At 73.8% G+C, this 26515-nt stretch carries 27 protein-coding genes, 1 tRNA gene and 1 pseudogene; 17 read left to right on the top strand and 12 right to left on the bottom strand.

The window, feature by feature from the left end; genetic code table 11:
* Positions 1–532: 532 nt before the first annotated feature.
* From PV342_RS20965 to PV342_RS20955, 3 genes are all read right to left on the bottom strand, one after another.
* Positions 533–607 (bottom strand) — tRNA-Trp (locus PV342_RS20965).
* A gap of 262 nt (positions 608–869) precedes the next feature.
* Positions 870–1337, bottom strand: a complete 468-nt coding sequence (locus tag PV342_RS20960; RefSeq protein ID WP_500318302.1) for an SAM-dependent methyltransferase — start codon at positions 1335–1337, stop codon at positions 870–872.
* Between the two features lie 9 nt (positions 1338–1346).
* The gene (locus PV342_RS20955) at positions 1347–2021 is read right to left on the bottom strand and encodes a DUF1062 domain-containing protein (protein WP_500318300.1); all 675 of its coding nucleotides are present in this window, start codon (positions 2019–2021) and stop codon (positions 1347–1349) included.
* Between the two features lie 457 nt (positions 2022–2478).
* Here PV342_RS20955 and PV342_RS20950 point away from each other — a divergent pair, with 457 nt between their 5' ends.
* The 7 genes from PV342_RS20950 to PV342_RS20920 all read left to right on the top strand — a co-directional run bounded on the left by PV342_RS20950 (position 2479) and on the right by PV342_RS20920 (position 7389).
* Entirely contained in the window at positions 2479–3237 is a 759-nt protein-coding gene (locus PV342_RS20950) for a class I SAM-dependent methyltransferase (protein WP_500318298.1), read from the top strand.
* 225 nt (positions 3238–3462) lie between these two features.
* A complete protein-coding gene (locus PV342_RS20945; RefSeq protein WP_018560730.1) occupies positions 3463–3741 on the top strand; it encodes a DUF6510 family protein in 279 nt (92 codons plus the stop codon).
* A 95-nt stretch (positions 3742–3836) separates the two neighbouring features.
* Positions 3837–4253 (top strand): nuclear transport factor 2 family protein, encoded by a 417-nt coding sequence (locus PV342_RS20940; RefSeq protein ID WP_500318296.1) that lies wholly within the window; start codon positions 3837–3839, stop codon positions 4251–4253.
* A gap of 576 nt (positions 4254–4829) precedes the next feature.
* On the top strand, positions 4830–5507 hold the full coding sequence (locus tag PV342_RS20935) for a VanZ family protein (RefSeq protein ID WP_500318294.1): 678 nt from the start codon (positions 4830–4832) through the stop codon (positions 5505–5507).
* Between the two features lie 159 nt (positions 5508–5666).
* Complete coding sequence (locus PV342_RS20930; RefSeq protein WP_500318293.1) at positions 5667–5933, top strand: DUF6400 family protein; 267 nt, start codon at positions 5667–5669, stop codon at positions 5931–5933.
* Complete coding sequence (locus PV342_RS20925) at positions 5920–6150, top strand: hypothetical protein (protein WP_386996575.1); 231 nt, start codon at positions 5920–5922, stop codon at positions 6148–6150. The genes PV342_RS20930 and PV342_RS20925 overlap by 14 nt, the downstream gene beginning before the upstream one ends.
* A 117-nt stretch (positions 6151–6267) precedes the next feature.
* The gene (locus tag PV342_RS20920) at positions 6268–7389 is read left to right on the top strand and encodes a baeRF3 domain-containing protein (RefSeq protein ID WP_500318291.1); all 1122 of its coding nucleotides are present in this window, start codon (positions 6268–6270) and stop codon (positions 7387–7389) included.
* Positions 7390–7521: 132 nt separating this feature from the next.
* Here PV342_RS20920 and PV342_RS20915 read toward each other — a convergent pair whose 3' ends face one another.
* The gene (locus PV342_RS20915; RefSeq protein ID WP_500318290.1) at positions 7522–7965 is read right to left on the bottom strand and encodes an SRPBCC family protein; all 444 of its coding nucleotides are present in this window, start codon (positions 7963–7965) and stop codon (positions 7522–7524) included.
* A 215-nt stretch (positions 7966–8180) separates the two neighbouring features.
* Here PV342_RS20915 and PV342_RS20910 point away from each other — a divergent pair, with 215 nt between their 5' ends.
* From PV342_RS20910 to PV342_RS20900, 3 genes are all read left to right on the top strand, one after another.
* A complete protein-coding gene (locus PV342_RS20910; RefSeq protein WP_500318288.1) occupies positions 8181–9665 on the top strand; it encodes a S1 family peptidase in 1485 nt (494 codons plus the stop codon).
* Positions 9666–9706: 41 nt separating this feature from the next.
* Complete coding sequence (locus tag PV342_RS20905) at positions 9707–10438, top strand: class I SAM-dependent methyltransferase (RefSeq protein ID WP_386996524.1); 732 nt, start codon at positions 9707–9709, stop codon at positions 10436–10438.
* 94 nt (positions 10439–10532) lie between these two features.
* A complete protein-coding gene (locus tag PV342_RS20900; RefSeq protein WP_386996523.1) occupies positions 10533–11048 on the top strand; it encodes a mycothiol transferase in 516 nt (171 codons plus the stop codon).
* An 18-nt stretch (positions 11049–11066) separates the two neighbouring features.
* Here the strand turns inward: PV342_RS20900 and PV342_RS20895 are convergent.
* The 3 genes and pseudogenes from PV342_RS20895 to PV342_RS20885 all read right to left on the bottom strand — a co-directional run bounded on the left by PV342_RS20895 (position 11067) and on the right by PV342_RS20885 (position 14271).
* Positions 11067–11616: pseudogene (locus tag PV342_RS20895) on the bottom strand (dihydrofolate reductase family protein).
* A 100-nt stretch (positions 11617–11716) separates the two neighbouring features.
* On the bottom strand, positions 11717–13216 hold the full coding sequence (locus PV342_RS20890; protein ID WP_406261388.1) for an MFS transporter: 1500 nt from the start codon (positions 13214–13216) through the stop codon (positions 11717–11719).
* Positions 13217–13299: 83 nt separating this feature from the next.
* Positions 13300–14271 (bottom strand): aldo/keto reductase, encoded by a 972-nt coding sequence (locus PV342_RS20885; protein ID WP_391579900.1) that lies wholly within the window; start codon positions 14269–14271, stop codon positions 13300–13302.
* 273 nt (positions 14272–14544) lie between these two features.
* Between PV342_RS20885 and PV342_RS20880 the strand changes: the two genes are divergently transcribed.
* From PV342_RS20880 to PV342_RS20870, 3 genes are all read left to right on the top strand, one after another.
* Positions 14545–15207 carry a peptidoglycan-binding domain-containing protein gene (locus PV342_RS20880; protein WP_500318286.1) on the top strand — a complete coding sequence of 221 codons (663 nt, stop codon included), beginning with the start codon at positions 14545–14547 and terminating at the stop codon, positions 15205–15207.
* Between the two features lie 73 nt (positions 15208–15280).
* Complete coding sequence (locus tag PV342_RS20875) at positions 15281–16567, top strand: PP2C family protein-serine/threonine phosphatase (protein WP_400803507.1); 1287 nt, start codon at positions 15281–15283, stop codon at positions 16565–16567.
* A 190-nt stretch (positions 16568–16757) separates the two neighbouring features.
* On the top strand, positions 16758–18869 hold the full coding sequence (locus tag PV342_RS20870; RefSeq protein ID WP_400803504.1) for an FUSC family protein: 2112 nt from the start codon (positions 16758–16760) through the stop codon (positions 18867–18869).
* On the opposite strand, the gene PV342_RS20865 is transcribed toward PV342_RS20870, so the two are convergent.
* Positions 18820–19341, bottom strand: a complete 522-nt coding sequence (locus tag PV342_RS20865; RefSeq protein WP_500318284.1) for an HD domain-containing protein — start codon at positions 19339–19341, stop codon at positions 18820–18822. The two genes, PV342_RS20870 and PV342_RS20865, sit on opposite strands and share 50 nt — an antisense overlap.
* A gap of 39 nt (positions 19342–19380) precedes the next feature.
* A complete protein-coding gene (locus tag PV342_RS20860) occupies positions 19381–20076 on the bottom strand; it encodes a type 1 glutamine amidotransferase domain-containing protein (protein ID WP_500318282.1) in 696 nt (231 codons plus the stop codon).
* Positions 20077–20182: 106 nt separating this feature from the next.
* On the opposite strand from PV342_RS20860, the gene PV342_RS20855 reads away from it, so the two are divergent.
* Together PV342_RS20855 and PV342_RS20850 are read left to right on the top strand one after the other, a co-directional pair.
* The gene (locus PV342_RS20855; protein ID WP_500318280.1) at positions 20183–21145 is read left to right on the top strand and encodes a LysR family transcriptional regulator; all 963 of its coding nucleotides are present in this window, start codon (positions 20183–20185) and stop codon (positions 21143–21145) included.
* A 435-nt stretch (positions 21146–21580) separates the two neighbouring features.
* Complete coding sequence (locus PV342_RS20850; protein WP_500318278.1) at positions 21581–22516, top strand: MerR family transcriptional regulator; 936 nt, start codon at positions 21581–21583, stop codon at positions 22514–22516.
* Between the two features lie 18 nt (positions 22517–22534).
* On the opposite strand, the gene PV342_RS20845 is transcribed toward PV342_RS20850, so the two are convergent.
* The gene (locus PV342_RS20845) at positions 22535–23104 is read right to left on the bottom strand and encodes a PadR family transcriptional regulator (RefSeq protein WP_361005331.1); all 570 of its coding nucleotides are present in this window, start codon (positions 23102–23104) and stop codon (positions 22535–22537) included.
* Between the two features lie 131 nt (positions 23105–23235).
* Here PV342_RS20845 and PV342_RS20840 point away from each other — a divergent pair, with 131 nt between their 5' ends.
* Positions 23236–23658 (top strand): nuclear transport factor 2 family protein, encoded by a 423-nt coding sequence (locus PV342_RS20840; RefSeq protein ID WP_400803491.1) that lies wholly within the window; start codon positions 23236–23238, stop codon positions 23656–23658.
* Positions 23659–23777: 119 nt separating this feature from the next.
* A complete protein-coding gene (locus PV342_RS20835; protein WP_500318276.1) occupies positions 23778–24788 on the top strand; it encodes a questin oxidase family protein in 1011 nt (336 codons plus the stop codon).
* Between the two features lie 10 nt (positions 24789–24798).
* On the opposite strand, the gene PV342_RS20830 is transcribed toward PV342_RS20835, so the two are convergent.
* Positions 24799–25470, bottom strand: a complete 672-nt coding sequence (locus PV342_RS20830) for an HAD family hydrolase (RefSeq protein ID WP_400803484.1) — start codon at positions 25468–25470, stop codon at positions 24799–24801.
* 38 nt (positions 25471–25508) lie between these two features.
* Positions 25509–26468: a lytic polysaccharide monooxygenase gene (locus PV342_RS20825; protein ID WP_500318274.1), complete on the bottom strand. Its 960-nt coding sequence runs from the start codon at positions 26466–26468 to the stop codon at positions 25509–25511.
* Positions 26469–26515 lie beyond the last annotated feature (47 nt).

Below are 26515 nucleotides of genomic sequence, written 5' to 3'. Positions count from 1 at the left end.
TGAGGGGCAAACGTCGCAGATCTCCTGCTCGCCGGGGTCCTCGGCGCAGTCATACTCGCCGTCGTACTACTACTGAGATTCGCCGCGTGATGTCGCCCGGCACCTCGCCTTGAGCTGCAACGACGGCCAACGCACGTGCGACATCCCGCCGAGATCATCAGTAACCCGGACCGTCCAGCGAAACAGGCAGCTGATCCAGCAGCTACGCGCGGAGGTGGCTGCACAAAAGATCGCAGCCATGACCAGCCAGGCCGCCAGCCCCCGAAAAGGAAGAGACCCAGACATGTGTCTGGGCCTCTTCCATACCGACAGCCGATCACCGGCCTGGACCTGGGGCAGTAAGTATGGCCACGTGCCAAGCCCGCTGGCCAGGTAACCCCGTTGTCGGCCGCCCAACCACTCCCGGGCGAGCCGTGCACTTCGAGCGAGCATCGAGCGAGCAAACGATCTTCAAAGAGGGTGCCCCCGGATTCCTGGAGCAGCAGGTGCCACATCCTCCCAGGTCCGAGGGCTGCGACCTCGCCACGCCTTGCAGGGGCGACAGGATTTGAACCTGCGGCATGCGGGTTTGGAGTCCGCTGCTCTGGCCGGGCTGAGCTACACCCCTTCGGTGGCTTCACCTTGGCACGTGAGGCGGTGGTGGGGCCACGTGTTTTCCTGGGAGTGACGTCGAGTGCGCGGCTGTGGCTGCCGCGGCGCGCGGCTCGGTGCGAGCCGCGACGTCGGGTCGAGGCGACGGCCCCGCCGGCGCGGGGCGCCGCCCACCAGGATGCCGCAGGACCCCGCGCCTGACCGTGTGGCGGGTTCGAGCAGAACCGCCGCGCTCCCCCCGGGGATCGTCCACGCAGCGATCACCTGGTCGCCCCGTCCTACGGCTGGAAGTACTCCGACATCAGCCGGCTGACCCACTCCGGCTGCCTGACGTCCAGCGGGCGGAACTCCTCCATCGTCGGCTTCAGGTCGATGACCGGGGTGCCCGAGACCGCGTCGAGGCCCACCACCGTCAGTTCGCGGCCGCGGACGGATTCGATGGCGCAGGACGTCACCCCGATGCGGTTCGGCCTGCGGGGGCCGCGGCCGGCGAAGACACCGACGGGAGGGAGGTCGGAACGGCCGCGGTAGGGGCGGGGTTCGCGGTGGTCGTCGTGCTCCGGGAACCGGTCGAAGACGAAGAGGACCTCCACATGGGAGAAGCCCTCCAGTCCCTGGAGGCAGGCGTCGCCGAAGCGCTCGTCGACGGTGATCGTGCTGCGGACGGCACCCCAGTTGTCCGTCTGCTGCACGTCCGTCCTGTCGTTCCGGACCGTACCTATCGCTGTGATCTCGAAACTCGGCATGGCCAGAGGCTATCCCCGCCGCGCCCGCGCGGAGGCACTCGACACCGTCGGCGCAGCGGGTGGCGGCGTGGTGAGGACGTGGAAGGTGAAGTCCTCGCGTGCCTTCGCGTCGACGGCCATCGGCAGGCGCAGCCGCCCGGACGCGGCCATGCCCCGCACGGCGGACCGGCTCAGGCCGAACCCGGTCATCAGCAGCTTCTCGACCCGCACGGGCGCGGGAAGTTCGAATCTGACGAAGACGTCGAGCGGCAGGGGCCGCTCGGGGTCCGGCCGGTGGAACGGCATGTCGGTCTCCAGCTCCCATGTGCCGCTCCAGTCGAGCCGGTACGAGGCCCTGCCCGCCGACGCACCGTCCATGGCCAGTCGCCGCACCATGGCCGGATCGTTGTTCTCGAACATCAGCAGCCGCTCCCTCTCCAGCGCCTGCACATGGACGCGCTCATGGACGGGGATCTTCGACGTGCGGCCGCACAGCGCGCAGCCGATCAGCAGCCAGACGTCGAGGACTTTGCCGCTCGCGTTCACGCGGATCTTCCCGGTGGGACGGTGACGTGTGGACCTGCACGAGACGCAGGCTCTGACGATGGCGGGCAGACCCAGCTCACGGATCACCCACAGTGCCTTGCGGTCGACGTCGGTTCCGCCGCCGTCGGCGGGCAGACGGGTGCCAAGGGAACGGTTCATGGTTTCGGCGAGCTCCAGGGCTTGCGCGGGAGGCAGCACGCATCGCCGAACGGCGCCGTGGGATGCCTTCCCGGAATCAGTGGCGTACGGCCGGCGCCGCTGAGCGGGGCACACCGGCCGGCGCGACGTGGCGGAGCACGTCGCGTGAAGGAAGCTCGCGGCCCGCGCCGGTCACACGGTGCGGGCTTCGAGCGGTACGGCGGAGCGGGACGGGGATTGACTCGAACCCGTCCTCGTTCCGCACAGGCGCCACTGGTCACAGATCCATGCCGCAGATGATGTGCAACCGAAGGGTGGTCGGGCAACAGGTTTTCCGGCAGTCCGGAGGGCCGGGTACCTCAAGCCCCTTTGGGGCGGGCCCTCTTGTGGGGCGAGGCGGCGGCGCCTACCGTCCCAGCCTGTCGACTCGACGCATCAGGACGCCGCTTGCGGTCGCCCGGCTGACAGGGGAGAGGCCATGAGGACGATCGACTACGACAAGGAGCAGTACCGGGACTACGCGCGCGGCCGCGCGCTCTCTGAGCGCCAACTGCGGGTGTGGCTCGACGCCTTCGCATCGGTACTGCCCGGACGGCGGCCGCTGGCAGGGCTGGACGTCGGCTCGGGGACCGGCAGGTTCACCCCCGCGCTGGCACGGGAGTTCGGGCCGGTCGTCGGCGTCGAGCCGTCGGTCCGGATGCGTGAGGTCGCGCTGGCGCGGTCCGGGCACCCGGGGGTGCGGTATCTGGCGGGCGGCGCCGAGGAGATGCCGGTGCCCGCCGACAGCGCCGACTACGCTCTGCTGTTCCTCTCCTGGCACCACGTCCAGGACAAGCCCCGGGCGGCCCGGGAGCTGGCCAGGGTGCTCAGGCCCGGCGGGCGGCTGCTGCTGCGCGCGAATTTCCGGGACCACCATCCCCGTCCGTGGTGGCTGGAGCACTTTCCCCGGGGATACGAGGTGGACGCCTCGATCTTCCAGCCGCTGCACGAGGTCATCGCGATGTTCACGTCGGCCGGCTGGAAGGTCGTGGACTACGGCACGGTCACCGAGCCGTCCCCGGGAACCCTCGGCGACATGCTGGAACGGCTGCGCCTGCGCACCCTCTCCTTCTTCGCGCAGCTCGGCCCCGAGGAGGTGGAGGCCGGCTTCCACCGCCTGGAGCAGGTCGTCGCCGCGGATCCCGACGCGCCGGCGCCCGTGTTCGCCGAGCCGCTGCTCACGTTCGAACTGCGCTGACGAGGGACTCCGGGGAGCCAGGAGACGCCGAGCCTCTGGCGCAGGTCAGGGGGCAGGCCGGTCAGCCCCGGGACGATCAGGCGAAGCTCCCGGCCGCGTTCGGGAGACGCGTCCGGCCGTGCTCCGGCCGTGCCTCGGGCGGGCCGGCCGCGTGCGGGGGCGGGGTGGGCGTCGGCTGCGTAGGGTGGGTGGCGCCGGGAACGGCCGGGCCGACGGGAGGCTGGGATGAGCGCACAGGGCACGGACGCGTACACCGACGGCAACGCGCTGGCCGGACCGCTGCGGGAGATCTTCGCGGTGGACATGACGGCCGCCGAGGGGCGCTGCGTGGGCTGCGGGCTCACCGGGCCGGTCGCCTTGCTGCGCGTGTACGACCACGCTCCCGGTCTGGTGGCGCGCTGTCCCGGCTGCGACGCCGTGGTCATGCGGCTGGTCCGTGGGCCGGCCGCCGCGTGGCTCGATCTGCGGGGCTCGGTGAGCATGCGCATCCCGTTGCCGGAGTGACGTCTTCGGCCGGTTCCCGGAGCGGCCGACCGCCGCACGTGTCTTGGCCCTTCGCGCCGTGTGCCCGACACTGTGCCGATGACGACGCGAGCGGAGTGGGAGCCCTGCTGGACCGGCTGGCCGTGGACGAGCTGATCAGCGGCTACGGGGCGGCCGTCCACCACGGCGACTGGACGTCGTACGTCGCGCTCCTCACCCCGGACTGCCGAGCCGACTACACCTCCGCGGGCGGTGTCGCCGGTCCCGCCACCGAGGTCGCCGACTGGCTCGCCTCGACGATGCGGCTGTTCCCGGTGCGCCAGCACCTGATCGTCAACCGCCGGATCGCCCTCGAGCCGCCCTCGGCCGTGGCGCGGGCCGACTACGTCAACCCCATGCGGCTGGACGACCCGGGGACGAAGGCGACGGCCCCCGACTTCGTGTGCGGCGGCCGTTACACGTTCGGCCTGCGGCACACCGGAGCGGGCTGGCGTATCCAGGAGGTGCTGGTCCGGGAGAAGTGGCGCTCCTGAGGCGTAGGGACCGCACGGGCGGGCACAGCCAAGGGCGCGGGTCTATCGAGGAGTAATGGCTGTGACACGACGCCTGGGGCAGTGGGGGTCGTGGCGGCCCAGGCAGCTGCTGGTGGCCGCCGTCATCATGCTGGTCCCGGTGGTCACCGCCGTCGACATCATGGCACCGCCCGACGTCCACCTGGGGCCGTTCCAGGTCGCCGCCCCCCGCGATCACCGCTTCGTTCGCCGGGGTCAGGACGACGGCGTTCGTCGGCGGGGTCGCGGTGGCCGCGCAGATCCTCGTGGCGGGGGTTCGCACGACGCCCCTGCACCTCAACCACTCGGCGCGGATCGCCACACCGCCGCCGCCTCCCGGGCGGGCGGCGCCGCCGAGTTGACCGGCACGGCACGGCGCTCGATGGCATCGCGGGGGGCGCTCGGGGTATCCGGTCTGTGACACGGGGGGACCATGACCGGAACAGACGCAGGAGGAGGGGGTAGTCCGTGGCTCGATCGGCGGTGCGCGGGCGTACGTCGGAAGGATCGGGAGAGGGTCGGCGGTCGCCGCTGGCCGCACTTGCCCGGTGGACGGCGATGGCGCTGGCGTTCGTGGCGATGGTCGCGTTCGGGGCGGTGCTGGCCCGCGCGACACTGGCGCCGTCGTACGCCTCGGAGGGGCTCGCGCACGCGAATCTGCAGCCGGGTGCCTCACTGCGGCAGTACTACGAGCGGTACACGGTGGCGGGCGCCGTGCGCCAGGTCGGCGGGAACCTGCTGCTGGGCATGCCCTTCGGCGTGCTGCTCCCGGTGCTGGCGCCCAGGGCGCGCGGGGCGCTGCGCGTGGTGGTGACGACCGGCCTGGTGATGGTCCTGGTGGAACTGGCGCAGGGGGCGGTGGTACAGGGCCGCGCCTTCGACGTCGATGACGTGATCATGAACACCGCCGGTGCCCTGCTGGGCTACCTGCTCTTCGGGCGCCGCCTCGGCCGGGCGGTGCACGACGTCCGCCCGGCGGCTCCCGCCGAGGACCCGGCCCCGGCGGCGAAGCCCGCCGACGGCACCAGGACGTCGAGGTTCACGAAGGCCTTCCGGCGTAGCGGAAGCGGTGCGGCCGGGAAGACCGGCACGGCGGGGAAGACCCCGAGGACCGCGGGAAGCGGGAAGGGGGCCGGGAAGGGCACCGGGAAGGGGGTCAAGGCCGCGGAGCCCGCCCCTCGCGGGCCGTTCCCGTCCTTCGGAACGGTCCGCCGCAAGGCCGCCCGGCGCTCCTGAGCGGCGCCCGGCCCCCTGTCGCTCCGCCGCTGGTACGTCCCTGACCAGCGGCGGAGCCGCATGGAGTTCGTCACATCGAGGCGGCAAAAGCTTTCCCCCGGGCACGACACTTTGTTACACAGAGTGGATTCATCCCCGATTGCCCCGGGAGCGGGCGACATGAACGACGACGACACCCCGGACCGCCTCCACGCGTTCGATCTGGACTTCACCGACCACGAGACCCGCCGCCGGGCCGAGGTCCTCGCCGCCCTCGGCGACGAATGGGACCCGGTGACCTCGCTCCGCGAGGAGGACGCGGCCTACCGGCTGCTCTACTCCGGCCTCGACGAGGAGCAGGAAGCGGTGTACCGCGCGCTCGTGGCCGCCGGTGTGCTGCCGCCCCGTGAGGCGACCGGGGAGGACGACGGTGCTGCTTCCGATTGATCCCACGGCCGACCCCGGCCGCCGGGCGTGGGTCCCCTGCCCGCGGTGTGCGGACCACCGGGAGTGCGCCACCTGCGCCGCGGGCCGCAACTGCCCCGACCACTGGCGGTACTTGCTGTCGAACAAGGGGCCTGTGCTGCATCTGCAGTGCCCCGGCTGCACCCACATGTGGGCCTGGGACTCCGGCTTCGGCGCGCACCACCGCGACCGCGCCTGAACGTCACGCCGGCCGGGCCGTCCCCGGCAGGCGACGGCCCGGCTGGTGTGCGAGGCTCGGGGGTGTGGGCTGCCCCCGTCCGCGGGGAGCAACCGCGGACCCCTCAGGGAGGCGATCATGGAAACCGATGCCCTGACGGTAGGCACCCTGCGAGAACTGCGCGCGACCAGGCCGTATCCGGCGGTGTCGCTGACCATGCCGACGCACCGGCGCCAACCGGACAACGCCCAGGACGCCGTACGGCTGCGCAATCTTCTCGCCGAGGCCGAGCGCCGGATCGAGCACGATCCCGAGGCGTCCCGCCGGGCCCGGATGGCCATCAAGACGCAGCTCAAGGCGGCCGCCGCCGAGGTCGATCTGCGCTACTCGCTGGACGGGCTCGTCATGTACGCCACGGAACGGGACCACCAGATCTGGACCCTGCCCCGGGCCGTCCCCGAGCGCGTGGTGCTCAGCGACAGCTTCCTCACCCGCAATCTGGTCGCCGCGAAGGCGAGGGCGCGCCCGTACTGGGTGCTCACGGTGGCGGCCGACCGGGCCACCCTGTGGGGCGGCAGCGGCCAGTCGCTGCACCCGCAGGGCGCGCAGGGCTTCCCCCTGGAGCCCGATCCCGTGCAGTGGGACCCCGAGCGTCAGGAGCAGGTCGGGGACCACCCGAGCACGTTCCGGGACGAGGAGACGCGGCGGTTCCTGCGGTCGGTGGACACCGCGCTCGCCGCGCTCCTGGCCACCGACGACCGGCCGCTGTACCTGGTCGGCCTGCCGGACGCGGTCGCCCTGCTCAAGGAGGTCGGCACCGCCGCCGACGCCGCGGTGGCCGTCGTCCTCAAGGGCGGCCTGGCGAACGGTCCCGCGCCGGCGCTGCTCCAGGAACTCGCACCGGCGCAGAAGGAGTTCGCGGAGCGGGAGGCGGAACGGATCGGCCGCAGGCTGGTGGACGCCCGCAGTCGCAGGATCTTCGCGGCCGGGCTGGACGAGGTGTGGGAGTCGGTGTGCGAGGGCCGTGCCGAACTCGTCGTGGTCGAGGAGGACTTCCAGCGCGCGGTGCGCCTGAGCGACGGTCACCTCACGCCGGTCGACGGTGACGCGCCGGAGGCGGGCGGCTTCGAGGAGGGCATCCGCGAGGACATCGTGGACGAGCTGGTGGAGACCGCACTCGACAAGGGCGCCGAGGTCCGCTTCGTGGCGCCGGACAGCCTCGTGGAGCACGACCGGATCGCGGCGGTGCTCCGCTACTGATCCACCCCGCCGCCCAGCCGCCGGGCCGCCCTCCGGTCGCTGCGAGCGCGGCCCCCGAGTACGTCACCCGGGTCCGCTGTCGGCGGCGGGCCCGGGTGACCTGCGCCGCGGCGGCGGCACGGGCGGGCGGAGTCAGGAGGCCTCGACGGCTGCCTTGATCCGCTGCCCGAACGCCGGGGCGTCCTTGCGCGCGGCGCTCAGCGCGAGTCCCACCAGGAGCTTCCCGAGACCGTGCCCTTCCAGGTGGTTGAAGATCCGCACCCGGGTGGTGGTCTCGGAGACCGGCTCCAGGTCGTAACCGCCCTCGGCGGTGACCAGGTTCTTCGACTGCTCGGTCCAGCGGATCCGGTTGGGCGCGTCGAACTCGGTGATCCGGAACTCCCGGTGGGACTTCATCCCGGCGTCCTTCACGATGCTGGTGAACACCGTGCCGAGCGCGGTCGGGGCGTCCGGCGTCCGCCGGATCTCCTGCACCCTGGGGCTGAACTTCGGGTCGTTGCGCCCGTCCGCGAGAAAGGCGAAGACCTCCGCCACGGGACGGCCGACCTCGACGACCGCCTCGAACTGACCACCCATGTCGCTCCTTGACGGCTCGATGGATCGCCGGGTCCGGCGACCCGGCCACGATAGAGCGCTTCGCCGCCCCGGGCACCCGGGCGCGTTCCGTATCTTCGCCGCGAGCGGTGAGCGCTGCGGCTCCCCCGCACGTATGGAAGGCCGGGCCCCTCTTCGGGACCCGCGGCAGCTCATGCCGGTGACCTGCAGGTACGTAAGCGGATATTGGGGGCACGGTGAGGCGCAAACGGCGTCAGGTGCAGCGCGCGCTGCGGCTCGTGGCCGTCGCGGGAGTCGTCTGCGGCGGAGTGATGATGTCGCAGGCCTTCGGGGCGGCCCCCGACGGCACTCAGCCCAGGAGCGGCAGCCGGGTGCTGGACGCACCGGACGGCGCGCGGGGCCCGACGGACGCGGCAGGCCTCGCCGGAGACCTGGCGGCGCGTCTCGGCGACGCCCGGACGGGTGGCAGCTGGGTGGACGACGAGGGCCGCCCGGTGGTCGCCGTGACCGACGAGGACACCGCGGCCGAGGTCGCCCGGGCGGGCGCCCGGGCGGAGGTCGTCCGCTACAGCATGCGTGACCTGCAGGACGCGGCCGGCGCGCTGCGCGAGGCCCCGCGCGTGCCCGGTACGGCCTGGTCGGTGGACCCGGTCTCCAACGAGGTCCTCGTGCTGGCCGACAGCACGGTCTCCGCGCAGGAGTGGGCACGGCTGCAGTCCGTAGCGGACGGCATCGGCGGGCAGGTGCGCATGGAACGCACCGAGGCCGCCTTCACGACCAGGACCGCGGGGGCGGCACCGATCCTGACCCGGGGCAGCCGCTGTTCGGCCGGCTTCAACGTCACCAACGGCACGACCGACTTCATCCTGACGGCCGGCCACTGCGGGCCTCCGGGCACCAGCTGGTTCGCCGACAACCAGGGGACCAGGCCCGTCGGCACCACCGTCTCGACCTCGTTCCCCGGCGGCGACTTCTCCCTCGTGCAGTACCAGAACGACGGCTCGGACCACAGCAGCGTCGTCGGGGTCGGCTCCGGCCGCGTGGTCCGCATCACGGGTGCGGCCGACCCGTTCGTGGGTCAGGAGGTCTTCCGCAGCGGCAGCACCTCGGGGCTGCACTCCGGTCAGGTCACCGGGCTAAACGCCACGGTCAACTACCCCGAGGGGGCGGTCAGCGGTCTCATACAGACCACCGTGTGCGCGGAGCCCGGTGACAGCGGCGGCCCCCTGTTCGCCCAGGGCCTCGCGCTCGGGATCACCTCGGGCGGCAGCGGCGACTGCAAGGCCGGAGGCATCACCTTCTTCCAGCCGGTGACCACGGCGATGGCGACGCTCGGTGTGAGCCTGCCGCGCGCCACGGACAGCGGTGACGCCGCGACGCCCGCCGCCGGAGGCGGGACGCCGGGTACGGCGCCGTCCGCCGCCGGTGCCCCCACCCGTGAGGCGGGCGGCGGCGCGGGGGGCGGTTCGGGCGGTTCCGGGACCGGCCAGGGCGGGCAGCAGGCGGCCCCGGGAGTGCCCGGCGCCCCGACGGCGCCGGGTGGCGCGCCGGTCTACCCGGGGACCGCGAGCGATGCGACACAGCTGGGCGCGATCGGCAGCGGCGGCGGCATCGGCCCCGGTCTCCTGATCGTCGCCGTCAGCTGCCTCGCGTTCCTGGCCACGCGGTGGATCCGCCCCGCCGCGGCCGCCGGGGGCCACGGCCCGGGAGGCTGGGACTGATCGGCCGTCGCGGGCGGGGCGGGGCGGGGGATCATGGAGCTATGACCGGTTCACCTCGCGCCCGCTCCTTCGACCGTGCCGCCGGGCGGTACGCCGCGAACCGCCCCTCCTACCCGCCCGCCCTCCTCGACGCCGTCGAGGAGCTGGCGGGGCGCCCCCTGAACGGTGCCCTGGTGGCCGACGTGGGCGCCGGGACGGGCATCGCCACCGCGCTGCTGCACGACCGCGGCGCCCGGGTCGTGGCCGTGGAGCCCGGTGACGGCATGGCCGCGGAGCTCCGCCGCAACCAGCCGGACGTCCCCCTGGTCCGCGGGGACGGCGACCGGCTGCCGCTGGCCTCCGGCGCCTTCGACTTCGTCACGTACGCCCAGGCGTGGCACTGGACGGATCCGCGGCGGTCGGTGCCGGAGGCCCTGCGGGTGCTGCGGCCGGGCGGCGCGTTCGCGCTGTGGCGCAACGACCCCGACACCTCGGTGCCGTGGATCGCCGCCGAGCAGGAGCGCCTGCGCGGCTTCTTCGACGTGCTGTCCCACCCCCGCGCGGGGCGCCTGCCGGACGGGCCGGGGTTCACCGAGCTCCGGGTGCCGTGGTCGCGGCGGGTGCCCGTCGAGGTGCACCTCGCGAACATCGGCACCCAGTCGGCGTTCCTGGTGATCGGCGAGGAGCGCTCCCGGGCCTTCCTCGCCGCCGAACGGGAACACCTGGCAGGGCACTTCCCCGACGGCATGGTGGACGAGCACTACGTCGTGAACCTGGTCCTCGCGATCCGCTGACGCGCGGCGGCGCCGCACACCGGGTGCTCTGGTGGCCGCGGCGGGGCGGCACGCCTAGCGTGGGCGGAGTGGCACAGGAACCGAGGGAGCACGCATGAAGAGCGCAGATCTCCTCGCCGACGCCTTCGGCAGGATCCAGGAGGCCGTGCACGAGGCCGTCGAGGGCATCGCCCCGGAAGGCCTGCACGCGCGGCCCGACGAGGGGGCCAACTCGATCGCCTGGCTGATCTGGCACCTGACGCGCATTCAGGACGACCATGTGGCCGCCGTCGCGGGCACCGAGCAGCTGTGGACCGCCGACGGCTGGGCCGACCGCTTCGGCCTGCCCTTCGCGCCGTACGACACCGGGTACGGCCACCGCCCCAAGGACGTCGCCGCGCTGCGCGTCGAGTCGGGCGAGCTGCTGACCGGCTATCACGACGCCGTGTGCGAGCGCACCCTGGGCTATCTGTCGACGCTGCACGAGACGGACTTCCCACGCGTCGTCGACACCAGCTGGGATCCGCCGGTGACGCTGGCGGTGCGGCTGGTCAGCGTCGTCTCGGACGATCTGCAGCACGCCGGGCAGGCCGCGTTCCTGCGCGGCTGCGTCGAGCGCGGCGCGCTCTGACCACGGTCACGCGCCCGGTCAGGCCTCGGCGCGCTCGTACTGGAGCAGTACGACCCCGTTGCCGAACGTGCGGGTCCCGGTGCGCCGGAGGGCGGTGAGGGTGTCGGCGTCCGGGAAGGGCGTCCTGCCCCGGCCCAGCAGGACGGGCTGGACGTAGATCCGGAACTCGTCGACCAGGCCCAGCCGCAGGAAGGAGGCGGCGAGGCCGGCCCCGCCGAGCGCCAGGTCGCCGGGCCGCGCCTTGAGCTCCCGGACCTCCTCGGCGACGACGTCGCGCACGATCGTGGTGTTCCAGTCGGCCCGCTCCAGCGTCCGCGCGTACACGTACTTCGGCATGTCGCGCCAGATCCCGGCCAACTCGGCGACGGCGGGACTGCTCTGCGGGTCGGCGTCGGCCGTCGGCCGTCGGCCAGTAGGCGGCCATGAGTTCATGGCTGACGCGGCCGGTGAGGAAGCCGCCCATCACCTTCAGCCGCTCGTTCATGTGGAGGTGCAGCTCCTCGTCCACGAGGTGCCAGTCGATCTCGCGGTCGGGTCCCTCGAAGTCGCCGTCGAGGGACACCGACATCTGCAAGACGATCTTTCGCGCGGCGGTCCTCACCCTGGGTCGCCCGGGTTGTCCACGACCCGTCGGACGATACCCGCCCCGGGCCCGCCGGCGAAGCCGGTCAGGGGCGCGCGCCGGCGGTGCCGGAGGTCCCCGCCGGTTCCTCGACGGCGCTGAGCGGGGCTGCCAGGGACTCCAGGCTGCGCCGCTCGGCGCGGACACCGATGGCCGCCTCGACCAGCCCCGCCAGCGTCATCAGGGTCGCGCCGAGGCAGAAGGCGAGGGTGGTGTCGCCGGGCTCGCCGCTGCTCACCAGGCTGTTGAAGAGCAGGGGGCCGGTGATGCCGCCGATGGCGGTGCCGACGGCGTAGAAGAAGGCGATGCACAGCGCCCGGGTCTCCAGCGGGAAGATCTCGCTGACCGTCAGATAGGCGGCGCTGGCGCCCGCGGAGGCGAAGAACAGCACCGCGGTCCAGCAGGCCGTCATCGTCACCGCGCTCAGGGCGCCCTGCTGGAACAGGTAGGCGGTGCCGAACAGGAGCAGGCCGGAGCCCACGTAACTGCCGGTGATCATCGGCTTGCGGCCCACGGAGTCGAAGAGGTGGCCCAGCAGCAGCGGGCCGAGGAAGTTGCCGACCGCGATGACGGCGAAGTAGTAGCCGGTGTCGCCGTTCGGCACGTCGAAGAAGGTGGTGAGGATGACGGCGTAGCCGAAGGTGACGGAGTTGTAGAGGAAGGCCTGGCCGGAGAAGAGTGCGAGGCCGAGCAGGGTGCGGCGCGGGTACGAGCGGGTGACGGTGCGGGCGATGGTGAGGAAGCCCAGTTCGCCGCGGGGGCGGATGAGGATGCTCTCGCCCGGCTCCGGCAGGGGCTTGCCGCTCTCCTCGGCGACCGTGCGCTCCACGTCCGCGACCAGGCGTTCGGCCTCCTCGGCCCGGCCGTGGGTGAACAACCAGCGCGGACTCTCCGGCACATGGCGGCGCACCAGCAGGATGACCAGCCCCAGGACGACGCCGATGCCGAAGGCGAGCCGCCAGCCGACGCCGGTGGCGAACAGCGAGGTGTCCAGCAGGGCGATGGACGCGAACGCGCCCACGGCGGCGCCGATCCAGAAGCTGCCGTTGATGATCAGGTCGATCCGGCCGCGCACCCGGGCCGGGATCAGTTCGTCGATCGCCGAGTTGATGGCCGCGTACTCGCCGCCGATGCCGAACCCGGTGAAGAAGCGGCACAGGATGAAGAACCAGGCGGTCCACGACACCGCGGTGACGGCCGTGGCCGCGAGGTAGACGGCCAGGGTCACCATGAACAGCTTCTTGCGGCCGAGCCGGTCGGTCAGCCTGCCGAAGAACAGCGCGCCCAGGCACGCCCCCGCGACGTACACGGCGGCCGCCAGCGTGGTGACCTGGGCGGTGCTGATGTCGATGCCGCTGCCCTGCTCGGCGAGCCGGCCCGCCATGTTGCCGACGATGGTGACCTCGAGGCCGTCGAGGATCCACACCGTGCCGAGACCGATCACGATGCGCCAGTGCCAGCGGCTCCACGGCAGCCGGTCCAGGCGGGCCGGGACGTCGGTCCGCAATGCTCCCGGCGGGTCGGCGTGAGCCGTCGACGCTGACATGGTCACCTCCGTGAACGATCCGTTCTGTCCGGAAGCGCGCCTTCCCCCGAGGGGTGCGTTCATGCTGCGGGCCGTCGGGCCGGTCAGCCGTAGAAGTTGCGCTCCCAGCGGTGCCGGGCCAGAACGGCGAGTTGTTCCGGCGTCAGGGGACGTCCGTCGCTGAGCGCGGTGTTCCGCTCGACGTTGCGCACCGACCGCATGCCGGGGATGACGGTGGAGACCGCGGGGGCGCTCAGCACGAACCGCAGGGCGGTCTCGGCCATGTCGTCCCGGTCGATGCCGAGGTCGGCGACGACGGCGTCCACGTGCCGCTCCACCTGCGCGGGACGGTCGTCGCGGAAGTAGCGGTTGCGGAAGTCGCCTTCGGGGAAGGTGGTCCCGGCGGTGATCCGGCCGGTGAGGCCGCCCTCGTCGAGGGCGACCCGGACGATGACGCCGACGCCGTGTTCCTGGCAGGCGGGCAGCAGCGCGTCGGCGGGGGCCTGGTCGAACACGTTGTAGATCACCTGCACCGTGTCCACGAGCCCGCTGCGGACCAGGGCGAGGGCGTTGTCCGGCTCGTGGTCGTTGATGGACACGCCGAACAGCCTGATCTTGCCCTGCTTCTTGAGGTCGGCGACGGTCTCCGCCCAGTCCCCGCGGCCGACCCACTCGTCGCTCCAGACGTGGAACTGGAGTACGTCGAAGTGGTCGAGGCCGCTTGCCCGCAGGCTGGTGTCGAGGCTCTCGCGGATGTGGTCGCCGGGGAACGCCTCGGCGGGGTCGACACCGTCGGGCGCGGGCCACAGCCGGTTCCTCGGCGGCACTTTGGTGGCCACGAGGACCTCCTCGCCGGCGCGGGCGCGTTCGCGGACGACCTGTCCGACGATGCGCTCGCTCTCGCCGTAGCCGCGGGCTGTGTCGATGAGGTTCACCCCGAGGTCGACGGCCCGGTTCAGGGCGCGCAGGGACTCGTCCTCCGTCGCGCCCACCCACGCGGACTCGCCGATCCCCCAGGCTCCGTAGCCGATCTCCGACACCCGCAGCCCGCTGCGTCCCAGGTCCCGGTAGCGCACAGTCGTCCTCCACTCGTGCCGTCGTCCGCGGAGACGTCTCCGCAGCCACGACGATAGGCGACCGGCCCGCGCAGGGTCGTCAGGGTCCCGCACGGTCACGGCGGGCGGCGACCGCGACATACCCCAACACGTCCCGGCCCGCGACGCATTCGGCGATTCCGGGCCTTCGCCCACCGGCGGGTCCTAGCGTGGTCGGCCCGTAACGGATGACGGGGGGAGAACAGGGGGACCGCTGTGCCGAACCCGTCCGGCGGAGGACCGTCACGGCGCCGCATGATCGAGCCGACCCGCGTCATCCCCGCGCGGGAGGCGTCCGGGGGGCCGGACGAGCCGTGGGAGGACTCCCTCGGCCTCTTCCGCCCGGCCGGCGCTTCCGCCGGTTCCACCCCGCCCGGGGAGGGCGGCCCCGACACCCAGCCGCTGCCACGCACCGCACCGCCCGCCGCACGGCCCGCACCAGAGCGTACGGACCCCCGGGCCGGGGCGCGGAAGGGACAGCCGCCGCGGCGCTCCCCGCGTAGCACGCGCGCCCTGCGCGTCGCCGTGCTGACCGGTAGCGGCGGCGCCGCCGGATTCGCGCTCGCGCTCGCCCTGTTCGCCCCCGGCGTCCTCCACCTCCGCGCGCCGCAGGGCGCCGCCCCCGCCGGTCCCGGCGCGCCCACGGCCACGGCTCCCGGCTCCCCCGGCGCGGGTCTGATCGGCGGGGTGCTCCGCCGGGGCGACACCGGACCGGCCGTCAGCGAACTGCAGGCCCGGCTCCTGCGGATCCCGGACGTGTACGCGGGCGGCGCGGTCGACGGCCGCTTCGACGGGCGCCTCGCGGCGGCCGTCGCCCGCTTCCAGGTCTGGTACGGCGTCCGCGGCGACGAGAGCGGCGAGTACGGCGACGCCACGCGCCGCGACCTGGAGTCCCGCACCTCGCTCGCCGCGGGCTGAGCGCCGGCGGCCCGGCCGGGGGCGGCGCGCCGCGCGACAGGTGAGGAGACCGGACGCCTTATAGATTGGTGGGGTGGCCCTGCCCGAGCGGGGGGACGACGAGCAGCACGCCGTGCCGGCACCGCGGATCGACTACGCGGCGCTCTTCGCGGCGACGCCCAGCCCGTACCTGGTACTGGACGCGGCGCTCGTCATCGTGAGCGTCAACCGGGCGTACCTGGAGGCGACCCGGCGCACCCGGGACGACCTGATCGGGCAGTACATCTTCGACGCGTTCCCGGACAACCCCGCCGACCCGCTGGCCGACGGGGTGCTCAACCTCAGCGCGTCCCTGCGCCGGGTGCTGAGTTCCCGCGAGCCCGACACGATGGCGGCGCAGAGGTACGACATCCCGCTGGTGGCCGAGCCCGGGAGGTTCGAGGAGCGCTGGTGGAGCCCGATCAACACTCCCGTCCTCGGGCCGGACGGCACGGTGGCGTGGATCATCCACCGGGTCGAGGACGTGACGGCTTTCGTCCAGGCCCGCCGGCACCGGCACGGGCTGCAGGGCTCCGAGCTGAGCGCGCGGGAGCAGGCGATGGAGGCCGAGCTGTACGCGCGGGCCCGGGAACTGCAGCGCCTCAACGACCAGCTGCGCGAGGCCCACGCCCGCGAACGGAAGGTCGCCCTGACGCTGCAGGAGGCCATGCTGCACTCCCCGGACCTGGTCCAGCACGAGGACATCGCGGTGCGCTACCTGCCGGCGGCGGGCTCACTGAACGTGTGCGGCGACTGGTACGACGTGGTCAACCTCTCGGCGGGCTGCTACGCGGTCGCGGTCGGCGACGTCGTGGGCCACGGTCTGGAGGCCGCCAGCGTCATGGGGATGCTGCGCAGCGCGCTGAGCGCGGCGATGCGCACCGTCGACGGGCCCGCGAAGGCCCTGGAGGTCGTCGGCCAGTACGCCCGCTGCGTGGAGGGCGCCATGGCCACCACCGCCTTCAGCGCGCTGATCGACAAGGAGCGGCACACGATCAGCTACAGCAGCGCCGGGCATCCGCCGCCCGTGCTGCTGCACGGCGACGGCCGCTGCGAACTGCTGAACCGGGCGACCGACCCGCCCCTGGGGGCCCGTCCCGCCCACGTCCCCCGACCGCAGGCGGCTCTGTCGTACCGGCCGGGGGACACGCTGGTGCTCTACACCGACGGGCTGATCGAGCGCCGCCAGGAGGACATCTACACGGGCCTGGCCCGGTTGACCTCGGCGCTCGCCGAGAAGCCCGGGCTCGGCGCGGAGTCGCTCGCGGACACCCTGCTGAACCGGCTCGGCGTCACGGGCGGCGCGGCGGACGACATCGCGCTGGTCACCGTGCGCCTGTGAGGCGCGGGCCGGTCCGGGCGGCGCGGTGGCCGGGTGGTGCCGCCCGGCCTACGGTGATCTGAAGGGGTCCGGCGTGTCGTGGACCTGAGCAGCGAGGAGGCCGCGGGTGCCCGGTCGCGGTGGGCTGGAGTGGGTGCGGGCCCGTGATCCGGGTCTTCGCGCGGTGCGCCGTTCCGCTCGGGTGACGCTCGTGGCGTGCCTGAGTTTCTATGTGGCGCGCTACGGCTTCGGCGACCCGGTCGTCGCGATCTACGCCCTCTTCGGCACGGTCGCCTCCGGCGCCCTGTCGTACGTGCCGGGTACGCCGCGCGAGCGTGCCCGGACGCTGCTGGCCGCGCTGCCGGTGGCCGCGCTGCTGGTGGCCCTGGGCACGGCGCTGGCCGTGAGCGACTGGACGGCGGCGCTGGGGATGCTCGGGGTCGGCTTCGCGGTGACGTACGCGGGGGTGGGCGGGCCGAAACTGGTCGGGCTCGCGAACGGCCTGCAGTTGTTCTACATCCTGCCGTGCTTCCCGCCGTACCAGCCGGAGACTCTGGGGCTGCGCCTGTGCGGTCTGGTGGTCGGCGTGCTGCTGATGGCGGCGGCCGAACTGTGGTTGTGGCCGGATCCTTCGCCGGGCCGCTACCAGGACCGGCTCGCCCACGCGTGCGAGGCCGCGGCGGACGCTCTGCAGGCGCTGGCGCTGGAACCCCCGGTGGTGCGGGAGCGGTCGGAGGGCCTGCTGGAGACGGCGCAGCAACTGCGCATGAGCCATGTGCCGAAGGACGAGCGCCCGGTGTCCGCGGGGGCGCGCGACCGGGCGCTGTGCCAGGGTGCCGCGTACCTGCGGCACCTGCTGGCGCAGACCGGGCAGTTGGCGGACGACGCGGCGGAGCGCCCGCCGGCCCCGGACGCGGCCCGGTCGCGGATGCTGCTCGCCTCGGCCACCGCCTGCCACGGCGCCGCCCGGGCCCTGAGGGGCGAGGCGCCGGCGCCCCTGGTCGCCCCGTGCGCGGCCACCGCCGAGGCCTTCGAAGAGCACCGGGCCCGCCGGCCGGTGTCCGGGGCGGCCTCCGCGACGACGGTGCGGGACGGGGCGATCGCGCTCGACATCGCGTACACCGCGGCCTTCCTGGTCACATCCGTGCGGATCGCGCTCGGCGCGCCCGTGCGGTCCGAGGCGACGCGGCCCGCCGAGGGACCAGGACCGTTCTGGTACGCGGGGCAGTCGCCGATCACGCTGTACGGGCACCGGATGCGGGCCCATCTCACGCCGCGTTCGGTCTACTTCCAGAACGCCGTGCGCATCGCGCTGGCGCTGGCCGCGGCGCGGCTGATCGCGGGCGGGCTCGAACTGTCGCACGGCTTCTGGGCGCTGCTGACCACGCTGACCGTGATGCGCACCAGTGCCGCCGGCACCCGTACGACCGTGGTCCCCGCGGTGCGGGGCACGCTGGTCGGGGCCGGGGTGGCGGCGCTGCTGCTGGCGTTCGTGGGCGACCACCCCCTGGTGTACGCCGTCGCGATGCCACCGGTGTTCTTCCTGGCCTTCACCGCGGGGCCGCTGCTCGGACTCGGCTGGGGCCAGGCCTTCTTCACGGTCGCGGTGGCCACCGCCTTCACCCAGATCGCCCCCGCGGGTCCGGAACTCGCCGCGTTCCGGATCGCGGACGTGGTGACGGGCGTGCTGACCGGCACCCTCGTCGGGCTGCTGGCCTGGCCCCGGGGAGGCACGGGCGAGCTGGGGCGGGCCTGTTCGCGGCTGCTGGACCAGGGCACCCGGGCGGTCACCCAGATCACCGACTGCATCACCGGCACGGGGACGATGGGCGACGCGCTGCCGAGGGCCCGGCTCGCCCAGATGATCGCGGAGGCGAGCTACGCGCAGTTCGCGACCGAACGCGACGCCCCCGGGGCCGGGCCCGCCCTGCCGACGGACTTCCAGGCGATCATGCTGGCCGGGAACCGGGTCCTGACCATGGGGCAGACCCTGGTGGACCACTGCCCTCCGGGTGCGCTGGCGGCATGGCCGCTGAGCGCCGCGCACCTGCGGGACGCGGCGCACCATCTGCGGCTGACGACGCTGCCGCTGACGTACGACCTGCGCTCGGGGACCATGCGTCCGGCGCCCGACGAGTCCCCGCGGCGCAGCGTGCCCACGGACCGCACCGTCATCGCGGACGTCTGCGCGGCGTCGGGCGGCCGGGCACCGGACCCGCTGCTGTACTACGCCGTCGACGCCGCGATCTGGCTGGCCAGCCTGCAGCGGGTGGTCACCGCGGTCCGCCGGCCGGCGGAAGATGCGGTAGCAGCGCGGAGTTGACGACCGCGAGGATGACCGCGACGTCCTCGCGGGGCACCGCAGGCCACAGAACGGCCCGTGCGCGGCGGTACTTGGCGGCCAGCCGCAGCCGCTGCGCCTCGTCGAGGTGCGCGGCCCGGTCCGGATGGCTGTTGTGGGCGTTGTCGGCGATCTTGACCAGGGCCGCGTCGCGAGAGGCGGCGATCCGCCGCAGCTTGTCCTCGTAGGGCACGCCCGGCTGGTTGGTGACCTGCTCGACGATGCCGACGACACGCTCCGGGACGCCGGCGGCGCGCAGCCGGCCGGCGGTCCATGGGGTGTCCTCGATGACGTCGTGCAGGAGCCCGGCCATCTGCAGTTCCGGGCCGAAGGCGGCGACCCCCGCCGCGACCGCCCGGACGTGCTCGATGTAGGGCACGCCGATGCGGTCGGTCTGCCCCTCGTGCGCCAGGCGGGCCAGGGCCTCGGCGTCGGCCACGGTGTTCACCGTCATGGCCCCCATCCTCCGGGCACCGGGCGGGCCGGTCCAGCCTCAGTCGAGCGCGGCGAGCAGGCGCCCGGCCAGCGGGCCGGACGACGCCGGGTTCTGACCGGTGATCAGGTTGCGGTCGGCCACCACGTGGGGCGTCCAGGGCTCGCCCTCCTGGAAGTCCGCCCCGAGGGCGACCAGCCGGTCCTGCAGGAGCCAGGGGGCGCGGTCCGCAAGCCCGGCCTGGGTCTCCTCGGCGTTGGTGAAGCCGGTCAGCCGGTAGCCGGCGAACGACCAGCCGCCGTCCGCTCGTTCGGCGGCGAGCAGGGCCGCGGGGCCGTGGCAGACGACGCCGAGCGGCTTGCCCGAGTCGAGGGCGTCGGTCAGCAGGCGTCCGGAGACCGGGTCGACGGCGAGGTCCTCCATGGGGCCGTGCCCCCCGGGGTAGAACACCGCGGCGTAGTCGCCGAGATCCGCCTCCTCCAGCTTGACCGGGTGCCGCAGGGCCGTCATCGCCTCCAGTTCCTCGGCGACCGCCCGGGCGCCCTCCTCGCCGCCGTTGAACGCGGGGTCGAGGCTCCCGCGGTCCACGGACGGGACGACGCCGCCCGGGGTGGCGACGACGACCTCGTGCCCCGCGGCGGTGAGGACGCGGTGCGGGGTCACGGCCTCCTCCGCCCAGAAGCCGGTCGGGTGCTCGGTGCCGTCGGACAGCGTCCAGGACGAGGCGCCGGTCAGGACGAACAGGATCTTCGCCATGTGAGGTCTCCTTGGGGTGCTCGGTTGCCGCCGGCCCGCGTCGGGGCGGGCCGGACAGCACGACGGTAGGACGGGTCACCCATCGGTTTCCAATAGGATCGCCATCATGAGCCATACGGATTCCGATGGATCTGCGGGAAGGCGCCCGGGGCACGGGGGCGGCGGCGCCGCAGGCGGGCCGCTGGACCTGACCCTGCTGCGCACGTTCCTGGCGGTGCACCGCGCCGGCTCGTTCACCGCGGCCGCGCGCCTGCTGGGACTCTCCCAGCCGACGGTGACCACCCAGATCCGTGCGCTCGAGGCGCAGCTCGACCGGGAGCTCTTCGAGCGGCTGCCCCGCGGGGTCGCCGCCACGCCCTTCGCCGACGAGCTCGCGGGCCGGGTGGCCGAACCGCTCGACGCGCTCGCCGCCGTCGCCGAGCGCGGGCACGGCGACCCGGACGTCCCGGCCGAGCCGGTCCGCCTCGGAGGCCCGGCGGAGCTGCTGTGCGAGCGTGTGCTGCCGGCCCTGGCCCCGCTCGTCGAGCGCGGCGTACGGCTGCGGATCGGTACCGGGCTCACCGACGACCTGCTGGAGTCGCTGCGGGCCGGACAGCACGACCTGGTGATCTCCACGCACCGCCCGCGCGGCCGGCTGCTCACCGCCGTCCCCCTGATGGACGAGGAGTTCGTGCTGGTGGCCGCCCCGTCGCGGGCCGCCCGGCTGGACGTGGCGTCCGGCGGCCCCGGCGTGCTGAGCGGCGTCCCGCTCGTCTCGTACGCCGAGGACCTGCCGATCGCCCGCCGCTACTGGCGCCATGTGTTCGGCCGCCGGCTCACCGGTCAGGCCGCCGTGACCGTCCCCGACCTGCGGGGCGTGCTGGCCGCCGTCGCCGCGGGCGCGGGCTTCACCGTCCTCCCCCGCTACCTGTGCGCCGCCGCTCTCGCCGAGGGAACGCTCGTGGCGCTGCTGGAACCCGAGGACCCGCCCTTCAACACCGCCCACCTCGTCCAGCGCCCGGGCGTCGGCCACCACCCGCACCTCGGCCTCGTCCGCGACCTGCTGCTGCGCGAGGCCAGGGCCTGGTGAGGCGCGGCGCGGTGGTCACGACGGGAGCAGCCTCAGGGGCGAGCACCGAGGCCGACACCAGCCACCCCGTCAGGAACACCGCCTGCACTCCCGCGGCACCCGTGAAGCCGCGGCGCAGCAGGACCGCGCCCGTCCCGGCGAAGTGGAGGTCCGGCAGGCAAAGGGCCCTTGCTTACGCGGTGAGGTCGAGGGCGCCGGGCCCGGGGCAGGCCGGCCCGTCGAGGCAGAAACGGTGGGTCAGCTCCCACAGGACGGCGGCGGCGGTCCGAACGCCGGCGCGGCGCGACGCGACGCGACGCGACGGGGAGCGCACGCCCGGAGCGGTCCTGAGGCGAGTGTGCCGGTCGCTGCCCGGCTCGCGGAAGGGTTCGAGCGCACGCCGCCCGGGAGGGCACGCTTGAGTCTCCCGCGGCAGGAGACCCCAGGATGGCGGACATGGACGACGACACCCTCCACACCATCGGTGACCTGGCCCGGCTGAGCGGTCTGACCGTGAAGACCATCCGGTACTGGTCCGACACCGGAGTGGTGCCGCCGACCGACCGGACACCCGCCGGTTACCGGCTCTACGACCGGGCCGCGCTGGACCGCCTGGCCCTCGTGCGCACGCTGCGCGACCTCGGCATCGACCTCGCGTCCGTCCACTCCATCCTGGACAGCAGGGTCACCGTCGCCGAGGTCGCCGCGGCCCACGCCGAGGCCCTGGAGGTGCAGATCCGCACCCTGCGGATCCGCCAGGCGGTGCTGCGGACGGTCGCGGGGCGCGGGGCCTCACCACAGGAGACGGAACTGATGCACCGACTCGCCACCCTCTCGGACCGTGAACGCCGCCGCCTCGTCGACGAGTTCGTCGACCACATCGTGAGCGGCACCGACGTCGACCCGGGATTCCCGGCCATGATGCGCGCCGCGCTGCCCGAACTCCCTGGCGAGGCCTCGCCGGAGCAGGTGGGCGCCTGGGTGGAGCTGGCAGAGCTCATCCAGGACGATGACTTCAGGGCCGGCGTCCGCCGGGCCGTCGCCGACCAGAGCAACGCGCTCGCGGAAGGCGGACGGCCGGATCCGGCGGCGGCCCGCCGGACGGCCGAGTTGCTGCGCGAGCGGGCGGGCGGCGCGATGACGGCGGGCATCGACCCGGGCTCGCCGCCGGCCCGGCCGGTCGTGGAGGAACTCGTCGCCGCCTACGCCGAGTTGTCAGGCCGTACGGACGGCCCGGAGTTCCGGGCGTGGCTGGCCGAACGGCTGGAGATCTCCCACGACTCCCGTTACGAGCGCTACTGGCACCTGCTGGCGCGGGTCGGCGGTCAGGAGGCACCCCCCGCGCTGTCCCCGGCGGTCGCCTGGCTGACGGCCGCGCTGCGGGCGGACTGAGCCGGGCGCGGCGGGCCGTCAGCGCTCCTCCGCGACGCGGGCCCGCCGCCGCAGGACCTCGGCGGCCCGCCGGCACCAGTCCCGGTTGCCCTCCTCGAAGGCGAGGCCCCGCAGACAGGTGAGGTACGGGCCGACGCGGCGGCCGCGGCCGAGGAACTCCTCCTCGCTGCGGTCGCCGCGCATCCGCGCGAGAAGCCGTTCGAACAGCTCGATCTTGGCGTCGGCGAAGGCGGCCCGCTCGCCGAGCCGGGCGATCAGCTCCCCGGCGTCGACGACGTCGGCGGCCTGCACCGCCACCAGCAGATCGTCGCGGATGAAGGAGGGTTTGCCGACCGCCGCCGCGAAGCGCTCCAGCTCGCCGAACCCGCCCTCGGTGACGCGGAAGAGGCGCTTGTTGGGCCGGCCGTCCTGGACGACCTCCCGGCCCGCGATCAGCCCCTCCTTCTCCAGCCTGGCCAGTTCGGCGTAGAGCTGCTGCGGCAGGGCGTGCCAGAAGTTGGCCACACCGATGTCGAACGCCTTCGTCAGCTCGTAGCCGCTGAGCTCCCCGTCCAGGAGTGCGGCCAGGACCGCGTGCCGCAGGGCCATCCCGGCTCCCCTTCCGTCCGCCTGTCCCGGCGTGCGTGCTCTTCCGTGTGGACGCTCCCCATGGTACTCAAGAAACTGACTAATCAATTTTCTGAGTGCCGGTGTCCGGAGCCGGACGACCAGGAGGAGCCATGACCGCCGCCGAACGCTTCCGGTCCGCCGTCGAGCGCAGCGATCTCAGCGCGCTGGAGGAGCTGTTCCACGACGACGTCCGCCTCTACAGCCCCGTGAAGTTCACCCCGTTCGAGGGCAAGCCCATGGTGATGGGGCTCTTCGGCGTCCTGCTGCGCACCTTCGAGGACTTCCACTACGTGGGGAGCCTGGACGGCACGGTCGAGACCGCCGCGGACGGCACCGGTGCGCCGTCGACCGTGCTGGTGTTCCGCGCCACCGTGGACGGCAGGAGCATCCACGGCATCGACCTGCTGCAGGTCGACGAGGCGGGCCTGATCAAGGAGTTCACCGTGATGGTGCGCCCGCAGTCAGCGGTGCAGGCGCTTGGCGAGGCCGTCCTGGCCGGCCTCGTCGCCGACGGCCTCGCCCCGGCACGGTAGGGCCACGGCACCGTAGGGACACGGCACCGGGCAGGAGCGTGCCGGGCGGCGGACCTAGGCCGGGGTCCTACGTCTCCGGCCGGTTACGCCGCCCTGGTGAGCCGCCTACTGTCCTGGCCATGGATACGACAGGGACCCTGGACGAGGCGCTCCAGCGGCTGCACGGATCGGGGCCCGAACGACTCGGGCGGCTCACCAACCACGCGCCGATGGCCGTCGAGGCCCTCACCGCTCGCGGGCAGGCCGCTTCCGTCCACCGCTGGCTCGACCTGTACGCGCGCAAGCTCGAGGAGTTCCCCTCCGGCGTCGAGCCGGTCACGGCCGCCGGCTGGCGCTCCGCACTCGGCGATCCGCGGCGCGCCGCCGACTGGATCGACTACTTCGGGCGCGAGATCGCCGAGCACCCCTGGCGAGAGGTGCTCACGCAGTGGTGGCCGCGACTGCTGCCCGGCATGTACGGCGGCTCGACGCACCCGGTGATCCGGGTGGGCCACGCCGTACGCACCCTGCTGGCCGGTGAGACCACCGCGCCCCGTCTGGCGGAACTCGCCCACGGCCTCGGCTACTGGGCCGCCCGCCACCACCCCGTCGCGGGGCTCGCCCCGCTGCCCGGCGCGGGCGGCGCGGCCGCGGCTCTCGACGCGGTGGCGCCCATCGCCGTACGGGACGGCGGCTTCCCGGCGCGACTCGGCCGCGTCACGGGTCTGCCGGTGTGGGCGGCCTCCGTCACGGACCCGGACGAGGCCCGCACCCGCCTGACCGAACTGGTGCGGGCGGCCACCCACCGGTACGCCACCCACGGCCACGGTGAGGAGACGATGCTGGTCCACGCCGCCACGGCCCCCAACGCCGTCCTGCGTACCCTGCCCGCCCTCCCCCGCGCCCTTTGGGTGCCGAGCCTGCGGGCCGCCTGGACGGCCTCCGCTGCGGTGACCGCGATGTACGCGCCGGACGCCCCGGTCGTGTACACCCCGCCGGGCACGTTCACCCCCGAGGAGGTCTTCGAACGGGCCCTGGCCCACGGCGACGAACACGTCCTCAAACTGACCGACACGGCCCTGGACGTCGGGGACGAGCAGGCCCTGGCGGCCGCTCTGCGCTCCGTCGAGCTCAGCGAACCTCTGCGGTAGGCGGGCGCCCTCAGGGCCGTCGACCGGTGGCGGAGACCATGCGGGCCAGGGCGGGAAGCACGCTTCGCAGGTCGGCGCCGTCCACCGTGACGGTCGCCGCGGCGCGTGCTCCCGCCGAGGCGTTGAACGCCACGCTCAGCCCGACGGATGCGAACAGCGGGAGGTCGGAGCGGCTGTCCCCGACGGCCCCGCACCGGGCGGGAGCCAGCCCCAACTCCCGCGCCTGCGTGAGGGCGACATCCCGTTTGTCGTACTCGTCGAAATGACGGGCGACCCGGCCCGTGAACCGGCCGCCGGCCGTCTCGAGGCGGGGCCCCCCGAACGCGTGGAAGCCGAACCGCCCGGCCAGATGACCGCCGACGGGTGACCAGGCGAGCGTCGCCAGGACGGGCACCAGCCCGTTCCGCCGGCACCAGGCGACGGTCTCGGCGATGCCCGCCACCAGGGGAAGCCCGTCGAGCCAGCGGGAGACCCGCTCCTCGGACACCCCCGCCCAGCCGGCGGCATCCAGCTCGGAGACCTGACGATTGTCCAGTTCACCGGCGGCGTAGGCGTCTTCGGCCCGGGCCAGCTCGTCCCGGTGGCCGAGGAAGCCGGCCAGATGGAGGGACGAACTCGTACCCGGGACGAGGGTGCCGTCGACGTCGAAGAACACGGCACCGGCATGATCGGGCGAGGACACCCGGCAAGGATCCCACGCCCCGGCCGAGCGGCCCCGGCCTACCGGCGCCGGGTGCCCGGCGAGCGGCGCAGCCGGAACAGCAGGGCGATCGCGGCCATGCCGCCCAGCAGGGTGGCGCTGCCGAGGGCCAGCAGTGTGCGTGCCGGTCCCTCGCTCTCGGCGGCCACGGGCCGGGTGGCCGGCGTGTGGACCGCGTCCCGGGGGGAGGCCGGGGCGGCCGCGGCGGATTCGGAGGTCCGGGCGGCGGAGGGGGACGCCGCGCCGCGGGAGGCCGTGGCCGCGGGGCTCGCGGATGCCGCCGTCGCCGAGGGCCTGGCGGGCTTCGCCGGCTCGGCGGGTTTGGCCGGCGCCTTGGCCGCGGCCGGGAAGACGACGTCCGAGCAGGAGTAATAGGTGTCGGGCGTCGAGGAGTTCTGCCAGATCGTGAAGAGGACGTGCCGCCCGGTGCGGTCCGAGGGCAGCCGCCCGCCGATGCGGTAGGCGCCGCCGGACACGGGCGGGTCGGTGACCTTCACGAAGGGATCGCTCGCCAGCGCCGACCAGGTCAGCGGCCGGGTCGGATCGTAGCCCTCCCTCGTGAGGTACAGCCGGAACGTGCCCTGGTGCGGGATGGTCGTGCCGTACGCCATGGTGAAGGCCGAGCCCGGCGTCAGGCGGGTGGCCGGCCAGTCGGTGCGCGGCAGGTCGAGACCGCGGAAGGCGGCCAGCCCGCCGCTGCAGAGCCTCCCGTCCGGGACCACCTGGCGGTCGCGGCCGGCGACCCCGGCGACCCGGATGTTGTCCCAGTCCGCGAAGGGCCGGCTCCCGCCGTTGGCGGCCGCGGCGGCACGGCAGGCGGCCGTCCCCACGTACTGTCCGCTTCCGGACGCGCACGCCGCGGCACGGCTGACCGGGGACACCGGTGCGCCGTGGGCCGCGGCCGGCCCCGCCAGGGCCAGCGGCAGCACGACGGCCGTGCCTGCGACGACGGAGCTGAGCACGTGGCGCGATGGGGCCATGCAGGCCGCCTCCCCTGTTGCCGTTCGGTTGATCGGAACGCACGTCC

This window comes from Streptomyces sp. PA03-3a, from assembly GCF_033792735.1.
GTDB lineage: Bacteria > Actinomycetota > Actinomycetes > Streptomycetales > Streptomycetaceae > Actinacidiphila.
This window is presented reverse-complemented; position numbering and strand designations above follow the sequence as displayed.

What these genes read in the sequence shown, in the direction of transcription:
- PV342_RS20845 (WP_361005331.1), bottom strand. Translation starts at nt 23,104, where the DNA reads ATGGCCCTGCGGCACGCGGTCCTGGCCGCACTCCTGGACGGGGAGCTC.
- PV342_RS20955 (WP_500318300.1), bottom strand. Translation starts at nt 2,021, where the DNA reads ATGAACCGTTCCCTTGGCACCCGTCTGCCCGCCGACGGCGGCGGAACC.
- PV342_RS20950 (WP_500318298.1), top strand. Translation starts at nt 2,479, where the DNA reads ATGAGGACGATCGACTACGACAAGGAGCAGTACCGGGACTACGCGCGC.
- PV342_RS20880 (WP_500318286.1), top strand. Translation starts at nt 14,545, where the DNA reads ATGATCGAGCCGACCCGCGTCATCCCCGCGCGGGAGGCGTCCGGGGGG.
- PV342_RS20920 (WP_500318291.1), top strand. Translation starts at nt 6,268, where the DNA reads ATGGAAACCGATGCCCTGACGGTAGGCACCCTGCGAGAACTGCGCGCG.
- PV342_RS20945 (WP_018560730.1), top strand. Translation starts at nt 3,463, where the DNA reads ATGAGCGCACAGGGCACGGACGCGTACACCGACGGCAACGCGCTGGCC.
- PV342_RS20855 (WP_500318280.1), top strand. Translation starts at nt 20,183, where the DNA reads ATGAGCCATACGGATTCCGATGGATCTGCGGGAAGGCGCCCGGGGCAC.
- PV342_RS20865 (WP_500318284.1), bottom strand. Translation starts at nt 19,341, where the DNA reads ATGACGGTGAACACCGTGGCCGACGCCGAGGCCCTGGCCCGCCTGGCG.
- PV342_RS20825 (WP_500318274.1), bottom strand. Translation starts at nt 26,468, where the DNA reads ATGGCCCCATCGCGCCACGTGCTCAGCTCCGTCGTCGCAGGCACGGCC.
- PV342_RS20835 (WP_500318276.1), top strand. Translation starts at nt 23,778, where the DNA reads ATGGATACGACAGGGACCCTGGACGAGGCGCTCCAGCGGCTGCACGGA.
- PV342_RS20890 (WP_406261388.1), bottom strand. Translation starts at nt 13,216, where the DNA reads ATGTCAGCGTCGACGGCTCACGCCGACCCGCCGGGAGCATTGCGGACC.
- PV342_RS20930 (WP_500318293.1), top strand. Translation starts at nt 5,667, where the DNA reads ATGAACGACGACGACACCCCGGACCGCCTCCACGCGTTCGATCTGGAC.
- PV342_RS20905 (WP_386996524.1), top strand. Translation starts at nt 9,707, where the DNA reads ATGACCGGTTCACCTCGCGCCCGCTCCTTCGACCGTGCCGCCGGGCGG.
- PV342_RS20915 (WP_500318290.1), bottom strand. Translation starts at nt 7,965, where the DNA reads ATGGGTGGTCAGTTCGAGGCGGTCGTCGAGGTCGGCCGTCCCGTGGCG.
- PV342_RS20935 (WP_500318294.1), top strand. Translation starts at nt 4,830, where the DNA reads ATGGCGCTGGCGTTCGTGGCGATGGTCGCGTTCGGGGCGGTGCTGGCC.
- PV342_RS20850 (WP_500318278.1), top strand. Translation starts at nt 21,581, where the DNA reads ATGGACGACGACACCCTCCACACCATCGGTGACCTGGCCCGGCTGAGC.
- PV342_RS20840 (WP_400803491.1), top strand. Translation starts at nt 23,236, where the DNA reads ATGACCGCCGCCGAACGCTTCCGGTCCGCCGTCGAGCGCAGCGATCTC.
- PV342_RS20900 (WP_386996523.1), top strand. Translation starts at nt 10,533, where the DNA reads ATGAAGAGCGCAGATCTCCTCGCCGACGCCTTCGGCAGGATCCAGGAG.
- PV342_RS20860 (WP_500318282.1), bottom strand. Translation starts at nt 20,076, where the DNA reads ATGGCGAAGATCCTGTTCGTCCTGACCGGCGCCTCGTCCTGGACGCTG.
- PV342_RS20960 (WP_500318302.1), bottom strand. Translation starts at nt 1,337, where the DNA reads ATGCCGAGTTTCGAGATCACAGCGATAGGTACGGTCCGGAACGACAGG.